13 protein-coding genes are annotated in these 16,497 nt (G+C 64.3%); 2 read left to right on the top strand and 11 right to left on the bottom strand.

Annotated features, from left to right (window positions below):
* Window positions 1-191 (top strand): hypothetical protein (locus NKJ72_RS23040; protein ID WP_352479542.1); only part of this gene is annotated, 191 nt, incomplete at its 5' end.
* A gap of 64 nt (window positions 192-255) precedes the next feature.
* Complete coding sequence (locus tag NKJ72_RS23035; RefSeq protein WP_352479541.1) at window positions 256-2,580, top strand: PAS domain-containing sensor histidine kinase; 2,325 nt, start codon at window positions 256-258, stop codon at window positions 2,578-2,580.
* Between the two features lie 51 nt (window positions 2,581-2,631).
* Here NKJ72_RS23035 and NKJ72_RS23030 read toward each other — a convergent pair whose 3' ends face one another.
* From NKJ72_RS23030 to NKJ72_RS22980, 11 genes are all read right to left on the bottom strand, one after another.
* Complete coding sequence (locus NKJ72_RS23030) at window positions 2,632-3,111, bottom strand: EF-hand domain-containing protein (RefSeq protein WP_352479540.1); 480 nt, start codon at window positions 3,109-3,111, stop codon at window positions 2,632-2,634.
* Between the two features lie 145 nt (window positions 3,112-3,256).
* A complete protein-coding gene (locus tag NKJ72_RS23025; protein ID WP_352479539.1) occupies window positions 3,257-6,223 on the bottom strand; it encodes a bifunctional [glutamine synthetase] adenylyltransferase/[glutamine synthetase]-adenylyl-L-tyrosine phosphorylase in 2,967 nt (988 codons plus the stop codon).
* A complete protein-coding gene (locus NKJ72_RS23020) occupies window positions 6,223-7,692 on the bottom strand; it encodes an ATP-binding protein (RefSeq protein WP_352479538.1) in 1,470 nt (489 codons plus the stop codon). Before NKJ72_RS23020 ends, NKJ72_RS23025 begins: the two co-directional genes overlap by 1 nt.
* Window positions 7,693-7,698: 6 nt before the next feature.
* Window positions 7,699-8,373 carry a response regulator transcription factor gene (locus NKJ72_RS23015; RefSeq protein ID WP_254819962.1) on the bottom strand — a complete coding sequence of 225 codons (675 nt, stop codon included), beginning with the start codon at window positions 8,371-8,373 and terminating at the stop codon, window positions 7,699-7,701.
* A 289-nt stretch (window positions 8,374-8,662) separates the two neighbouring features.
* Window positions 8,663-10,207 carry a Do family serine endopeptidase gene (locus NKJ72_RS23010; RefSeq protein ID WP_352479537.1) on the bottom strand — a complete coding sequence of 515 codons (1,545 nt, stop codon included), beginning with the start codon at window positions 10,205-10,207 and terminating at the stop codon, window positions 8,663-8,665.
* Between the two features lie 116 nt (window positions 10,208-10,323).
* Window positions 10,324-10,788: a cytochrome c-type biogenesis protein gene (locus tag NKJ72_RS23005; RefSeq protein ID WP_352479536.1), complete on the bottom strand. Its 465-nt coding sequence runs from the start codon at window positions 10,786-10,788 to the stop codon at window positions 10,324-10,326.
* Window positions 10,785-12,773 carry a heme lyase CcmF/NrfE family subunit gene (locus tag NKJ72_RS23000; protein WP_352479535.1) on the bottom strand — a complete coding sequence of 663 codons (1,989 nt, stop codon included), beginning with the start codon at window positions 12,771-12,773 and terminating at the stop codon, window positions 10,785-10,787. Before NKJ72_RS23000 ends, NKJ72_RS23005 begins: the two co-directional genes overlap by 4 nt.
* A 71-nt stretch (window positions 12,774-12,844) precedes the next feature.
* Entirely contained in the window at window positions 12,845-13,288 is a 444-nt protein-coding gene (gene ccmE, locus NKJ72_RS22995; RefSeq protein WP_352479534.1) for a cytochrome c maturation protein CcmE, read from the bottom strand.
* A gap of 3 nt (window positions 13,289-13,291) precedes the next feature.
* Window positions 13,292-14,428, bottom strand: a complete 1,137-nt coding sequence (ccmI, locus tag NKJ72_RS22990) for a c-type cytochrome biogenesis protein CcmI (protein ID WP_352479533.1) — start codon at window positions 14,426-14,428, stop codon at window positions 13,292-13,294.
* 121 nt (window positions 14,429-14,549) lie between these two features.
* Window positions 14,550-14,984: an RT0821/Lpp0805 family surface protein gene (locus NKJ72_RS22985; protein WP_352479532.1), complete on the bottom strand. Its 435-nt coding sequence runs from the start codon at window positions 14,982-14,984 to the stop codon at window positions 14,550-14,552.
* Window positions 14,985-15,093: 109 nt separating this feature from the next.
* Complete coding sequence (locus tag NKJ72_RS22980) at window positions 15,094-16,434, bottom strand: ATP-binding protein (RefSeq protein WP_502894334.1); 1,341 nt, start codon at window positions 16,432-16,434, stop codon at window positions 15,094-15,096.
* Between the last annotated feature and the right edge of the window lie 63 nt (window positions 16,435-16,497).

Here is a 16,497-nt window from a genome sequence, read left to right as displayed (position 1 = left end):
GTCCCCATCAGCCATCGCATCAAGAAATGCGCCTGGAACGACGACTATCTCATCAATGCCATCACTCATATGCGATAGCCCTGCCTTGTCGTGGGAGAAGGGAAGACCATCCGAAAACCCATTATTTTAGTCGATTTTTAATCTTTTTTCGCCGCGCCTCTGGACAAGGCGAATCACCTTTGATTCTTTAGTGACGATTCGGAAGTGCGGCGTTGCCGGATCGTCAAGCGGACAGAAAATCGGGGAGTGCCATTTATGGCGAAGGCGGACGCGTGGGGCGCGCCCGGTGGGACGGCGTTTGAGCGTCGCGAGGCGCGAAACGACGGTCTCGCGGGCAATACGCGGCTCATCGCCGAACCTGCCTACCGACGGCTGCTGGCAGCCGAGCCGCTGTTGCGGCGATCGATACCGGCCCTCATTATCATGTTTCTGTTGATCATCGCAGTACTGCGCTTTCTGTCACTGATGAACGAGCGCGACGAGATCGAGCGCGACGCCAAGGCAATCCTTGCGCTGGCCGCCGGCCAACTGGCAAGTTCGATCGCCGACGCGACCATGGTTTCCGCGCCAGGTGCGACCCAGGACCTGCTGGAGAGCACCGGTCGTCAGGGCGCGATGGGCCGAAGCCACGTACTGGCGATCACCGACAGCGCCTTCAAGATCATTGCCGTATCGCCGCAGTCGATGCACTGGGAGGGCCGATCGCTCGATGGCGTCGTGCAGGGCGGACAGCCGCTGTTCATGTTCGGCGACCGCGCCGGAGTGATGGAGGTCAGCATCGGCGGACAGGACTGGTACGCGGCAGTGAGCCTGGCGAATGGCCGAAAGGGTGCCGCGGCAGCGTTCGTGCCGCAGGAGGCAGTTTTTGACGCCTGGCGCAAGACGGTCTCACTCAATGTCACGCTGTTCGTGCTGACGGCCGGCGTGCTGATCGTCATCCTTTATGCCTATTTCGGCCAGGCGGCGCGTGCCCAGGCCGCCGACCGCATCTATCTCGAAGCCCACCAGCGCATCGACATGGCGTTGGTGCGCGGCCGCTGCGGCCTGTGGGATTGGGACATGGTGCGCGGCAAGATGTACTGGTCGCGCTCGATGTACGACATGCTGGGCTACGAGCCTTGCGACACGATGCTGTCGTTCGGCGAAGTCGACGAAATCATTCATCCCGAGGACGGCGATTTGTTCGAACTCGCCAACAGGATCGTCGCACGCGAGATCGATCATATCGACCAGGTGTTCCGGATGCGCCATGCCGACGGGCAATGGGTTTGGATGCGCGCAAGAGCACAGGTTATCGACCCGGAAGCGCCGGAGATCCAGCTGATCGGCATCGCCGTCGACGTCACCGAGCAGCGGCACCTGGCGCTGCGCTCCGAAGCGGCGGACCTGCGCCTGAGGACGGCCATCGAAAACATCAACGAATCCTTCGTGCTGTGGGATTCGTCCGAGCGCCTGATCATGTGCAATTCCAAATACCAGCAGGACAACGGCCTGTCGGATCGCGACGTGATGCCGGGCGCTCCGCGCGCCGTTCTGGAGGAACGCATGCTGGCCTTTGCCTCGGAGCGGCGGCTTGCCAATACCAATGGACCGCAGGGGGGCGTGACCTTCGAGCGCCAGCTTGCCGACGGCCGCTGGCTGCAAGTGAACGAGTTGCGAACAAGGGACGGCGGCACCGTCTCCGTCGGCTCCGACATCACCCAGATCAAGCTGCACCAGGAGAAGCTGGTCGACAGCGAGCGCCGGCTGATGGCGACAATCCACGACCTCAGCCTTGCCCGCCGCGCGGAAGAAGAACGGGCTCGTGAGCTCGTCGAGCTCAATCGCAAATACATGAAGGAAACCGAGCGGGCCGAAGCGGCAAACCGGGCCAAATCCGAATTCCTAGCCAACATGTCGCACGAGTTGCGCACGCCGCTCAACGCGATCATCGGCTTCTCGGAACTGATGGAACGGCGGCTGTTCGGGCCGCTGGGGTCGCCGCGCTACGAAGAGTATGCCACCGACATCAACGGCAGCGGCAAATATCTTCTCGGCGTGATCAACGACATCCTCGACATGTCGAAGATCGAGGCCGGCCAGTTCGCCCTGGATCAGGAAGAAATCGATCTCTGCCCGCTCATCAGGGAGACAGTTCGCGTCGTCTCGCTGCAGGCGGCGGAAAAGTCGATCACCGTCGAAACCCGCATCGCCGATTCGCTGACGCTGTTCGCCGACCGCAGGGCGATCAAGCAGATCCTCATCAACCTTCTGTCCAATGCGGTGAAGTTCACCGGGCAAGGCGGCCACATTTCGGTCAGAGCCCGCAGCATTTCCAGCGCGCTGATCCTGACGATCGAGGACAATGGCTGCGGCATCCCGAAAGCCGCGCTGAGCAAGCTCGGACGGCCATTCGAACAGGTGCAGAACCAGTTCTCCAAGAGCCATGCCGGCTCCGGTCTCGGCCTCGCCATCTCGCGCTCGCTGGCCGAGCTTCAGGGTGGCGCGCTGAAGATCCGTTCGACCGAAAGCATCGGCACGATCGTCTCGGTACGCATCCCGATGAAGAAAGTCGCGCAGGCGGTCAGGGCGGCTGCCTGAATGACCAGATAAGTCTCCGGCGGCTCGCGCCGCCGGAGCGGTTGTCAATTCTCACTGCATGCCGTCAGCGCCATCATTGCCCTCGCCGTCCCATTGGCGGTGGCGGCCGAGACCCTTCGGCAGTTCGTTCTTCTCGATCTTGCCGTCATTGTCACGGTCGAGCATGGCGAACACCTTCTTCTGGCGGCTGGTGATATCGTCGGCGGTCAGCGTCCCGTCGCCCTTGGTGTCGTAGCGGGCGATGATGCGCCTGGCCATCTGCTCGAAGCGTGCCTTCTCCAGCGCGTCGGCGAGCTGCGCCACGGTCAGCTTGCCGCCATTGTCAGCGACCATCTTCTTCAGTCGAGCGTTCATGGCGTCGGAGAACTGGTCGAAGGTGATGGTGCCGTCATTGTCCTTCATGACTTTGCCCAGGCGCATCATCATGCCGCCGCGCGGCCCGGCGCCGGAGTGCTCGTCTGCATAGGCTGCGGTGCCGACGGCGCCGGCCAGGGCTGCGAAAACGAGTGCAAGTCTGGTTGTCTTTCTCATGGTCTTCTCCTGTTGCATCGTCACCCCCGATGCTAGAGCGGCGGACCTTCAATCCCCCGCTCTATCTCTTTGATTGAACATCGGAACCTCCCAGAAAAGGTCGCAATTTTGGGTCCGATGCTCTCGCCCGTACGGCTGGTTGCCGTCACGGTAGTTTCGCACGAAGCAGAAGGTCGAAATCCTTTCTGACCTTCTGCGGCGTCTCCTTGAGATGCGCTTCAAGCACACCGAAATCAGGCAGGTCGGTGACTGCAAGAAGCAGATCGGAAAGCCCTGGCGGAACGTCGTCGCGTTCGAACGCGCCGGTGAGGCAAAGCCGGATCATCTGAGTCAGCGCCAGATAGAGCGAAAAGGCATCCACCAGTTCCTGCCTGACCTGGGCGTCGACGAAATCCGGCGCCAGGCGCGACAGGACCTCAGCCGTGCCGGTGGCCCTGCGGCCGGCTTCGATCTTTCCCGTGATCAACGCAACCTGGGCAATGAATTCGAGATCTATGAGGCCGCCCGGGATCAGCTTGATGTCCCAGGGATCGCGCGGCGGCTTCTCCTTGTCGACCATGGCGCGCATCTCGGATGCCTCGGCCATCACCTTGGCTGGATCGCGCGGCAGAGCGAGCACTGCGGCAACTTCCTCCTCAACCTCGCGGCAGAGCTCGGCATCGCCACCGATGGTGCGGGCCCGCGCCAGCGCCATATGCTCCCACGTCCAGGCGTCCTGGCGCTGGTACTTCTTGAAGGCATCGACGTGCGTGGCCACCGGCCCCTTGTTGCCGGACGGTCGCAGACGAAGGTCGAGCTCGTAGAGCACGCCCTCGGCGGTCGGCGCGGCAACGGCGGCGATCAGCCGCTGCGTCAGCCGGCTGTAGTAATGCGACGGGGCAAGCGGCTTGTCGCCGTCGGACTCCTCGGCATCGGCGTCGTGATCGTAGAGCAGGATGAGGTCGACGTCGGAACCCGCCGTCAGTTCGCGGCTGCCGAGCTTGCCCATGCCGAGCAGTGCGACCCTGCCGCCGGCAATATAGCCATGACGCAATGCGAATTCCGCTGTCACCGCCTGCAACGCCGCCTCGATGGTCAGGTCGGCGAGATCGGAAAAGGCGCGGCCGGCGCGCGGCGGATCGATCGACCCGGCAAGCAGCCTGACGCCGATCAGGAATTTCTGCTCCGAAGCAAAGATGCGCAGCCGGTCGAGCACGTCCTCATAAGCCCTGTCGCCTTCGAGGAAGGCGGCAAGGCGCGCCGACAGATAGGCGCGGTTGGGCAGTTCGCTCAGCAGCGCCGGATCGAGCAGGCCATCGAAGACATGCGGCCGGCGCGTGATGATGGCGGCCAACCGCGGTGCTGCGCCCATGATCGTCGCCATCAGCTTCAGCAACGCCGGATTCGACTGCAGCAGCGAAAACAGCTGGATGCCGGCAGGCAGGCCGGCAAGGAATTCGTCGAAGCGGATCACCGCCTCGTCCGCTCGCCGCGTCTGGCCGAAGGCTTGCAGCAGCGCCGGCGACAGTTCGGTCAGCCGCTCGCGCGCCTCCGCCGACCGGGTGACGCGGTAGCGGCCGAAGTGCCAGCCGCGGATAACCCGGCAGATGTCGCTCGGCCGCTGGAAGCCGAGCCGCCGCAGGGTCTGCAAGGTATCGGGATCGTCGACGTCGCCGGTAAAGACCAGATTGCCGATGCCGGCCGAAAGCTCCGGCGCGGTCTCGAACAGCGCTGCATAGTGGCGCTCGACCTGATGCAGCGCCGCGCGGAACGTTTCGGCAAAGCCTGCCGCATCGGCAAAGCCCAGCATGCGGGCGACGCGTTCCAGCCCCTCTTCGTCCTCCGGCAGAATATGCGTCTGCTGGTCGGCAACCATCTGGATGGCATGTTCGACGCGGCGCAGGAACCAGTATTGCCTGGTGAGTGCATCGCGCGCGTCGGCGGTGATCCAGCCGCGCGCGGCGAGTTCGCCGAGCATCGGCACGGTCTCGCGGCCGCGCAGTTCGGGAAAGCGGCCGCCGGCGATAAGCTGCTGGGTCTGGACGAAGAACTCGATCTCGCGGATGCCGCCGCGGCCGAGCTTGACGTTGTGCCCTTTGACCGCGACCTCGCCATGGCCCTTGTGGGCGTGGATCTGGCGCTTGATCGAATGGACGTCGGCAATCGCCGCATAGTCCATGTATTTGCGCCAGATATAGGGCTGCAGTTCCTTCAGGAACGCGGCGCCGGCGGCAACATCGCCGGCCACCGGGCGAGCCTTGATCATGGCGGCGCGCTCCCAGTTCTGGCCGCGCGCCTCATAGTAGCGCAGCGCCGCCTCGACCGGGATCGCCAGCGGTGTCGAGCCGGGGTCAGGACGAAGCCTGAGATCGGTGCGGAAGACGTAACCATGCTCGGTGCGGTCCTGGAGGATACGGACCAGCCGACGGGTCAGGCGCGAAAACAGCTCTGTGGCATCGAGCGGATCGACGACGGCAGGCGCATCGGGGTCGAAGAAGACGACGAGGTCGATGTCGGAGGAGAAGTTCAGCTCATGCGCGCCGAGCTTGCCCATGCCGAGCAGAATCCAGCCCGAGCGTCGCGCCGGATTTTTGGGATCCGGCAATCGGAGCTTGCCCTGCTCATGCGCGTCGCGGAGCAGGAAATCGACGGCCGCACGCGTGCAGGCATCGGCAAGGTCGCTCAGTCGCCGCACTGTCAACGAGGTCTCGGCCTCGCCGGCCAGATCGGCCAAGGCGATCAGGAAATGCGCCTCCGCCTTGCATTGGCGCAGCTCCATCATCAGGCTGCTTTCGGAGACGGCCTCTGCGCGTGCTGCCTTGTCGACCGCGGCGCCGATCGATGACAGCCGCGCCTCGACCCTCCCGTCGAAAAGCGCATCGAGTATCCGCGGCCGGCGGCGCGCGGTATCGCGCAGGAACGGCGACAGGTCGAACACGGCGGCGAGGAAATCCTGGACGAGCCCCTTGCCGGCGAGAAATTTCGCCAGTCGCGGCAGTTCCTTTTGCCGCGCGGCGTCGGCGATCTCCGACAGTTTCTGCCTGGCGCGGCTTGCATCCAGCGGAACGAGCTCTACCGCCGGCTTCAACAGCCAGTCCGTTTCCAGGCGTCGCACTGCCATCCTCGCAACCATCAGCGATCCTCCCGCCCGGGAAAACTCATGACGACCGACAATCCGGGATTGCCGGGCAGAAGCTCAAGCCGTCCATTGTGGAATGTCATGATCGCCTTGGCGAGACTCAAGCCAAGGCCGGAACCCGGCTGCGAGCGGCTCTTTTCCAGCCGCACGAAACGCTCGGTCACCCTAGCGCGGTCGACATCGTCGGGAATGCCCTGGCCGTTGTCGGAGACGGCGAGTCTGATCTCGCTACCGACACGCTCCAGCGTCACGCGAACCGTAGGCCTGGAGGTCGAGTCGGTCGAATATTTGATCGCATTGTCGACGATGTTGGACAGTGCTTGGCCGATCAGCTCGCGATTGCCGTCGACGACGAAAGAACCTTGCACCGAAGTTTCGAGCGTCACGCCCGCCTCCTCCGCTACCGGCTCGTAGAGTTCGACGACGTCGTGCACGGCAGCGGCCAGATCGACCCTGGTGGTGCTTTCCGAGGAATAGCCGGCCTCCAGCCGCGAAATCATCAGGATAGCGTTGAAGGTCTTTATCAGCTGATCGGATTCGGCGATCGTTCCTTCCAGCGCCTGCCGGTAGTCACTGGTGTTGTGCTTGCCGGAAAGCGTCGCCTCGGCGCGATTGCGCAGCCTGGTCAGCGGCGTCTTCAGGTCGTGGGCGATGTTGTCGGAGACCTGCTTCAGGCCCTCGTTCAGCGTGGCGATCCTGGCCAGCATGGAATTGAGGTTTTCCGACAGCCGGTCGAACTCGTCGCCTGCGCCGGTGACCGGCAGCCGGCCGGAAAGATCGCCGCCCATGATGCGGCGGCTCGCCTCCGACACGCTGTCGATGCGTTTCAGCGCCGCGCGCCCGACGAAGAACCAGATCAGCAGCCCGCCGACGCCCATCATGCCGAGCGCCAGCATCAAGGCGCGGCGAATGACGGCGCGGAAGCGCTCCGGCTCGCCGAGGTCGCGGCCGACCAGCATGATCATCTGGTTGGGCAGCCGCAGCACCAGGGCAACGGCGTTGTGGCCTTTTTCGCCTTCGGCCTGGACTTCGCTCTGGGCGGGCTCGTTCGGGTCGGAGACCGGGTTGCGCTGCCGCTCGAGTTCGCCCTCACCGAAGCGGCGGTAGGAGAACGGTTCGGTGGTCCAGCCCTCGGCCTCGATCACGCCCGGCTCCAAGCTCTGCACGTTGCCGGTCAGGATCTGGCCGTTGGCATCGGCGATCAGATAGAGATTGGCGCCGGGCTGGCGGGAGCGCTGCTCGACGACGCGGACCAGCAGTGGGAGGCCGCCGCGCTGATAGGCGCGGGCAAGGCCGAGCACCTCGTCGTTGATCGTCTCCTGCGTCTGGGCGGTCAGCATGCGCACCGAGAGCGAGGTCATGTACAAGACCAGCAATACCGCACACAGCGCAAAAAGCAGAAGATAAAGCGCCGAAAGCCGCGCTGCCGTCGTCTTCATGATGGCCGGCACGGAAAGAGCCATGGGGTTCTAGCCGCTTTTCAGCATGTAGCCGGCGCCGCGAACCGTGTGCAGGATCGGCTTGTCGAAGCCCTTCTCGATCTTGCCCCGCAGCCGCGAGATATGAACGTCGATGACGTTGGTCTGCGGATCGAAATGGTAGTCCCAGACGTTCTCGAGCAGCATGGTGCGCGTCACCACCTGGCCGGCATGGCGCATCAGATATTCGAGCAGGCGGAACTCGCGCGGCTGCAGCGTTATCTCGCGCCCGGCGCGGCGCACCGAATGCGACAGCCGGTCGAGTTCGAGATCACCGACCCGGTAGACGGTTTCGGCTTCCCTGGCGCTGGCGCGGCGGTTCAGCACCTCCACGCGGGCGAGCAGTTCGGAAAAGGCGTAGGGTTTGGTCAGATAGTCGTCGCCACCGGCGCGCAGACCGGTGACCCGGTCGTCGACTTCGCCGAGCGCCGACAGGATGAGCACTGGCGTCGTGTTGCCTCTGGACCTGAGCCCGGCAATGACGGACAGGCCGTCGCGGCGCGGCATCATGCGGTCAACGACCATGACGTCATAGTCGCCGGAATCAGCGAGCGCGAAGCCGGTTTCGCCGTCGCCGGCGACATGGGCGGTATGGCCGGCCTCGGCGAACGCCTTCTGCAGGTAGTCGGCTGCCTCGCGATCGTCTTCTATGACGAGAATCTTCATAGAACCGTTATACGCGATTTCACTGGAAGATTGAGTGGCCGGCATACGCATCGTGGCCTTCTCCATGGCGTATCGCGAACAAAGTGATTCAGGGATACGCGGTAAGTCTTTGTTTTAGCATGTCGTAGCCTAAAACCGCTTCACGCTTTGAGCGACATGTTCGAGCGGCAGCGGGCGATGGGAAGCCCGCTGCCGCTGGGGCGGAACACGATGACTGACTAACGTATTCAGGCCCCGTGCTTTCCCGTGCGGCGGCTCGGGGGTGTTGAAAACCGCCGCACCGGAAAAGTCAGCCCTTGGCGACAGGCAGTGCGACGAAGCGGTTGCTGTCGTCGCGGGTGATCTGCATCAACACCGCCTTGCGGCCGGACTTCACCGCGTCGGCCATCGCCTTGTCGACGTCGGCGGTGCCGCTCACTTCCGTCGAATTGACGGAGGTGATGACGTCGCCGGGCTGGATGCCGCGATCGGCGGCATCGCTGTCGGGGTCGACGTCGGTCACCACAAGTCCCTTGCCATTTTCGGACTTGGTAACGGTCAGGCCGAGATCGGCGAGCGTGTCGGTCTTCGGTGCCGGAGCAGGCTGCTGGTCGACCGAGGCCTGCTTGTCGCTCGACGGCAGCTTGCCAAGGTCGACCTTGACCGCCTCGCTCTTGCCGTTGCGCCACACCGTGACATCGACCGATTTGCCGGGCGGGTAAGCGCCAATCAGTCGGGCGAGTTCCTTCGGTGAAGCAACGTCCTTGCCGTCCACCTGGGTGATCACGTCACCGGCGGTGATGCCGGCCTTCTTGCCGGGACCGCTGTCCTGCGCGCTGGCAACGAGCGCGCCCTTGCCGGACCCAAGGCCAAGCGACTCGGCGATTTCGGGCGTGACCGGCTGGATTTCGACGCCGAGCCAGCCGCGCTGGACGGTACCGTTCCTCATCAGATCCTGCACGACCTGCTTGGCGGTCGAAGCGGGAATATCGAAGGCAATGCCGACGCTGCCGCCCGACGGCGAGAAGATCGCGGTGTTGATGCCGACAACCTGTCCGTTGAGGTTGAAGGTCGGGCCGCCCGAATTGCCGCGGTTCACCGAGGCGTCGATCTGGATGAAGTCGTCATAGGGACCGGCGCCGATATCGCGGCCGCGGGCCGAAACGATGCCGGCGGTAACCGTGCCGCCGAGGCCGAACGGATTGCCGACAGCCACCACCCAGTCGCCGACGCGAACCTTGGAATCATCGGCGAAGTCGACATAGGTGAACCTGTTACCGTCATCGACCTTGAGCACGGCAAGATCGGTGCGCGGATCGGTGCCGATCAGCTTGGCGTCGAGTTCCTTGCCGTCATTGGTCACCACGGTGAAGGCGGTGCCCTCCTCGACGACATGGTTGTTGGTGACGAGATAGCCGTCATCGGAGATGAAGAAACCCGACCCTTGCGCCACCGGCCGCGGCTGGTCGTTGTTGCGGTCACGATGTCCAAAACGGCGCATTCCGTTCGGGCCCTGATCGCCAAAGCCGCGGAATTCGCGGAAGAAACGCCGCAGCTGCGGGTTATCGGGAAGATTGCCTAAGCCGTCCTCGTCGTCCATCTGGTCGGAACCGTCATCCGCCGTCGGCTGGATCTTGGCCTTGACGCGCACGCTGACAACCGCCGGCGAAACGCGCTCGACCACATCGGCGAAGCTTGGGACCTGCGGTGCCTCGACACGTACGGCGTCGGCCAGCACCGGGGCTGTCCCGGTGGCAACGGCGCCGAAGCCGATCGCGCCGGCAATGGCCAGGGATGCGGCTGCGGCCAGCAGGCGTTTGCGAGTGCGAAGAGATGAATTGGGGGCAACATTCATGGTTCTCGTATCCTCTTTTCAAGGGACGCCCCTTGCTTGGCATCCTCGACAAAGGAAATAGAGAGCCGCACATTACGGCGCCATTTCCGGTACATGAAACTTTCGTAATGTATCGATCAATCGCGGCGGAGTATCGCGTCCAACGCCGCCTGCTCGTCCGCGGTCAGGGCATTTGTCGCCGTCGAGCGGCGCGAGCGGGCGGCCAGCAGGATGCACGTCCCACCAACGAGCAGCAGAAGAACTGGCGTTCCCCAGAGCAAGACATTGCGCAGATTGAAGCGTGGCTTCAGCAGCACGAACTCGCCGTAGCGCGAAACGACGTAGTCCATCACCTGCTGATCGGTATCGCCGGCGACCAGACGCTGGCGCACAAGGATGCGCAGGTCACGGGCAAGATCGGCATCGGACTCGTCGATCGACTGGTTCTGGCAGACCATGCAGCGCAGGCCTTCCGACAAAGCGCGCGCCCTCGCCTCGAGTGCCGGGTCGGCGAGCACCTCGTCGGGCTTGACCGCCTGCGCGGCGCCGGCGAACAACAGCGCCAGCAGCAGGACCAGCGAGGCCAGCGTGCTCCTTCTCATTGCGGGCTCGCCGATGGCATGGCGCCTGCAGGCTTGCGGCGCGACGGTGCGCCGACGCGCAGGCGACGGTCGAGCAGCGACATCGCCGCGCCCGCCATCATCACCAGTCCGCCGCCCCAGATCAGCGTCACCAGCGGTTTCCACCACAGACGAACGACCACAGAGCCATCGCTGCCCTCGTCGCCAAGCGAAAGATAGAGCTGGCTGAAGCCGATCGTCCTGATGCCGGATTCGGTTGTGGTCATCTGGCGAACCGGATATGAGCGCTTGGCCGAGGTGATCTCGCCTGCGACGCTGCCGTCGGCGCCAAGCAGGGCGAAGCGGCCGCGATCCTCACTGTAGTTAGGCCCCTGGACCGGGTAGAGCCCCTCGAAGCGCAGCTTGTGGCCGGACAGTTCGACGGTCTCGCCGGCATGCATCGACAGGATTTTTTCGGTGCCGAAGCAAAGCGTGCCGACAATGCCGAGCGTCGTCAGCCCGAGGCCGAGATGCGCAAGCGCTGTGCCGAAGACCGAGCGCGGCAGGCCGGCGAAGCGCCTGAGCATGGTGGCGAGCGCGACGGTGCCGAAGCCGGATTTGACGCCGAGATCGGTGAGCGCACCGCAGATTAGCCAGAAGGCAAGGCCGACACCGAGCGCTGCGAATACCGATGCGCCATCGATGAACAAGGCTGTCACTAGTACGGCGAGCAGCGCCGCCGCGAAAGCCGCCATCAGGCGCTGGGCGACCGCGAAAATGTCGCCGCGCTTCCAGGCGAGCAGCGGCCCGAACGGCACGACGACCAAGAGCGGCACCATCAGCGGGCCGAATGTCAGGTTGAAGAACGGCGCGCCGACCGAAATCTTGTCGGCCGAAAGCGCCTCGACGGCGAGCGGGTAGAGCGTGCCGACCAGCACGGTGGCGGTGGCGGTGGTCAGGAACAGATTGTTCAGGACCAGCGCGCCTTCGCGCGAGATCGGGTGAAACAGGCCGCCGGCCGTCAGCCGGGAGGCGCGCAAGGCAAACAGCGCCAGCGAGCCGCCGATGAACAGCGTCAGGATGCAGAGGATGAAAACGCCACGCGTCGGATCGGTGGCGAATGCGTGCACCGAGGTCAGCACGCCGGAACGCACCAGGAAGGTGCCGAGCAGCGACAGTGAGAAGGTCAGGATCGCCAGAAGCAGCGTCCAGATCTTCAGCGCCGAGCGCTTTTCCATGACGATGGCCGAATGCAGCAGCGCCGTGCCCGCCAGCCACGGCATGAAGGATGCGTTCTCGACCGGATCCCAGAACCAGAAGCCGCCCCAGCCGAGCTCGTAATAGGCCCAATAGGAGCCCATGGCGATGCCGCCGGTGAGGAACATCCAGGCAACCAATGTCCACGGCCTTACCCAGCGCGCCCACGAAGCGTCGATGCGGCCCTCGATGAGGGCAGCGACAGAGAAGGAAAAGCAGATCGAGAAACCGACATAGCCGAGATAGAGCAGCGGCGGATGGATGGCGAGGCCGAGGTCCTGCAGGATCGGGTTGAGATCGCGGCCCTCGATGGGCGCCGGATTGAGCCTGACGAACGGGTTCGACGTCGTCAGGATGAACAGGAAGAACGTGGCGCCGATCGCTCCCTGCACGGCAAGCACATTGGCCCGGAGCGTCGCCGGAAGATTGCCGCCGAAAACGGCGACAAGCGCGCCGAAGAAGGTCAGGATCAGCACCCAGAGCAGCATCGAACCTTCGTGATTGCCCCAGGTTCCGGTGATCTTGTAGATCAGCGGCTGCAGCGAATGCGAGTTCTCCCAGACGCTCTCAACCGAAAAATCGGACCCTGCATAGGCGGTCGCCAGCGCTACGAAGGACAGCGCCGTCAAGGCAAAGCCGGTCAGCGCGGCGGGTGCGCCGACGGCCATCATCTTGTGGTTGCCGGTGCGCGCGCCGAACACCGGCACCACCGTCTGCACCAGGGCCAGCGCAAACGCCAGGACCAGGGCGAAATGTCCGGTTTCAACCACTGTCGCCGCACCCGCTAGATCTTGCCGCAGGTTCTTGCCGCAAAACCGTGGAACACTTTTGCGGAACCTGCTCAGTCACTCTTGCTCTCCTGCCACACGCCCTTGGCCTTGAGGCCGTCGGCCACTTCCTTGGGCATATAGGTCTCGTCATGCTTGGCGAGCACGCTGTCGGCGACAAAGATGCCGTCAGGGCCAAACGAGCCTTCGGTGATCACGCCCTGCCCTTCCCGGAAAAGGTCGGGAAGAATGCCGGTATAGGTAACCTTGACGTCCTTCTGGTTGTCGGTCACCGAAAAGGCGACGGTGGCGCCTTGGCTACGCTCTACTGTGCCTTTTTCGACGAGGCCGCCGAGCCTGATGCGCTGGCCCGGCTGAAGGCTGGCGGTGGCCAGATCAGCCGGCATGTAGAAATAGGAGGCCTTCTGGCCGAGCGCATAGAAGGTCAGCCCGGTTGCAACACCGAGAAACGCCAGCCCTGCGGCGATCACCGACAGTCGTTTGTGCTTGCGCGTCATCGTCTACTCCGTCGCCGTCACGCCGAGCGAGGCGGCAAAGGCGGTGAATTTCCTGGCCTGGTCGCTATCGGCGCCAAAGACAGCAATACCGCGATTGAGCGCGTCACGTGCCTGATCTGTCTTGCCCAGCACGACATAAGAACGAACGAGTTGCATCCACCCTTCCTCGTCGCGCGGATTTTGCCGAAGCTTTTCGTCGAGGCCGGCAACCATAGTGCTGATCATGGCTTGCCGGTCCTGCGGCGACATCGAGGAAGCAGCATCGATATCCTCGGCGCTCGGCCCTTTCGCAGGCCCCTCCGAAGCGACGCTGCGGGCGGCGGATTCGGCCAGCGCCTGCTCGACGGCGCCGCGCCACGGCGAGCCCTGCGGCAAGGCGGCCAGCATCTTTTGCCAGGCCGCCGTGGCTTCAGCTATGCGGCCCTCCTGTGCCATGCCCATCGCGAGATAGAACGCGGCCTTCGGATTGGCCGGATCGAGCTTCAACGCCGCCTCGAACGCCGCCTGCGCTTCGGCTGAGACAATGCCGCCGGCCGCATTGGCGATCGCCTCGCCAAGACCCGCCTGACGGGCGGCGCTGTCGCCGTCGAGGCGGACGGCGTTGCGATAGGCGGTCACCGCATCGGCGTATCGCTGCATGCGCAGATAGACCGGCGCCAGAACGTCCCAGCCACGGCCATCGGATGGGTTGGCCGCCAGGTGCGCCTCGGCGCGGGCTATCAGCTCGTCGACCGAGCTGTCGGCGGGGTTCTTGGCCAGGCGTTCGCTGAGTGGCTGCGATGGCAGGTCGGGTGAGCCGAGATGGCCATAGAGGCCCCAGCTGACCAGTGGAACCACCAGCACGGCAGCCGTCGCCACCAGTCTTGTCGACCGCGACGGCTGCGTCGCCGTCTCGCCGGCTTGGCCGGCATTGCTCAGGCGAAGGATGCGGCGGGCGATTTCGGCGCGAGCCTCTTCGGCCTCCATCGGCTGGATCAGGCCACGCGCCATATCGCGGTCAAGCTCGGCCAGCTGGTCGCGATAGACTTCGAGGTCGTGATCGCCGGCAGCGGACGCGTTCTTCGATCCACCGGCCAACGGCAGCAGCACCGCCAGGCTTGCGCCCAGCGTCAGGATTGCGGCTATGACCCAGAACAGCATGGCTCTTCCAATAGAACGAGACCCCTGCCCTGCCAACACAAGCGTGCTGCGACGCTTTGGCGGGGCCGAACGCGACGTGCTTTGGTGCCGATCGGGATCGGCGCACCAACGGCCGGACCAGCTACGTCAGCGGCGTCCAGCTGCCGTCGGCATTGCGGCAGGCGGTTCCGCGCGCGGTGGCGCCGGCGGTGCCGGTAAACACCGTATGGGTGTATTGCCGGCAGTCCTGCGATCCGACGCGATAGGGCTGGGCGGCAACCACTTCGCCGCGATGGGCCGAACTGTCGCTCTTCCAAGCCACTTTCTGGCCGCTCGCCGTGTATTCAAGCGCCTTGTATTCCGCCTCGAGCGCGCTGCGTTTCTCGGTCTCGCTCAGGCCGGCGCCGATAGAGCCGCCGACGAGGCCGCCGCCCATGGCGGAGATGATCGTCGTCGCCACCTTGGCGCCGCTGGGGGGCGTGGCGGCCGGCGTTACCGTAACGGCCGGGCCCTTGCTGAGCGTCGTGCAGCCGGAGATGGCGAGCAAGGCGGAAACGAGCGCGACGCGAATCTTCATGCCAATACCGGCTTTCTTGAGCTGGACCGCCGCGCTGTCATCAGGCTGGCGCGGCCATAATGTCGATGTTTGTCGGAAATTTGGCCGCAGCCGGCCACCTGGAAAAGCATTACTGAAGGCTCCGCAATCGAACCATCGCCTTCAATCCACCCATGACGGATCGTTCCAGCGCCAGAGAGCCTCCATACTCGTTGACAAGGTCGGCGACAATGGCAAGTCCGAGCCCGCTGCCCGGTTTTGTCTCGTCGAGACGCCGGCCGCGCTGCAATACCTCGCGCGCCTTGTCGTCGGGAATGCCGGGGCCGTCATCCTCGATGGCTATCTCGAACAGGTTGGCTGAGCCTTCCGTGCCAGCGACGAGCTTGACCGAAACGGCGACCGCGCTCCTTGCCCATTTCATCGCATTGTCGAGCAGATTGCCGAGCAACTCCTCCAGGTCCTCGCGTTCGCCGGCAAAGACGATGTCGGTGGCCGGCAATGACAGCGACAGCGCCGTCTGCGGGTTGAGCTTCTGCAGCACGCGCACCATGCGCTGGACCAGCGGTGTCACCGGCGTCCGGTAGACGACGCTGTCCCGCTGCGCGGCGACGCGGGCACGTTGCAGATAATGGTCCACTTGCTTCTGCATGGAAGCAGCCTGCTCGGCGATCAGCTGCCCCTTGGCGCCACCCAGCGCCCGCGCCTCGTTGAGCAGCACGGCAAGCGGCGTCTTCAGCGAGTGCGCCAGGTTGCCGACCTGCGTGCGCGACCGCTCGACGATACGCCTGTTGTTCTCGATCAGCGCATTGGTCTCGTTGGCGAGCGGCTCGATCTCGGCCGGGAAACGGCCGTCGAGGCGTTGCGCGGTTCCTTCGCGCACCATCGCAAGCGCATTCCTGACCCGGCGCAGCGGCTGCAAGCCGAGCAGGATCGCAATCGCGTTGATGGCGATCATGCCGACGCCGAACAGCGACAGATAGGTCAACAGGCGCCGCTGGAAGGTAGCGATTTCCTGCTCCAGCTCGGTCTGGTTGCCCATGACACGGAAGCGCGCGGCGCGGTTTTTCGCATCGAGGACGAACTCGCTCTCGAACACCTCCAACTGCTCGCCTTCGATGCCATCCGCTGAATAGCTGCGCTGGAAGCTGGCATTGAAGGGCACCTCGGCAACGCTTGGCGACGGGATCGCCTTGGTCATCGACGACGAATGGAGATCGCCGTGCACGCCTTCCGAGGCGGGCTCGACCGACCAGTACCAGCCGGAATTCGGCTCCGAGAACCTCAAATCACCAAGGTCGGGGGCGCCGGTCAATTGGCCGCTTTCGGAAACGCCGACCGAGCCGATCAGGTTGAACAGATGCGCCGAAAGCAGGCTGTCGAAACCGCGCTCGCTGGCCTGGCGATAAAGCGTGGTGATCAAGGTGAAGATGACGACCAGAGTGAGGATCGCCCAGACCGTGGAAAAAGCGATGACGCGAAACGCCAGCGAACGCGGCCATGACCGCAGCGACGGCGTGTTCGAGACGGCGGGTCT

Source organism: Mesorhizobium sp. M0045 (assembly GCF_040323385.1).
Taxonomy (GTDB): Bacteria; Pseudomonadota; Alphaproteobacteria; order Rhizobiales; family Rhizobiaceae; genus Mesorhizobium.
Note: the sequence above shows the minus strand (reverse complement) of the source record. Positions and strands in the feature narration are given on the sequence as shown.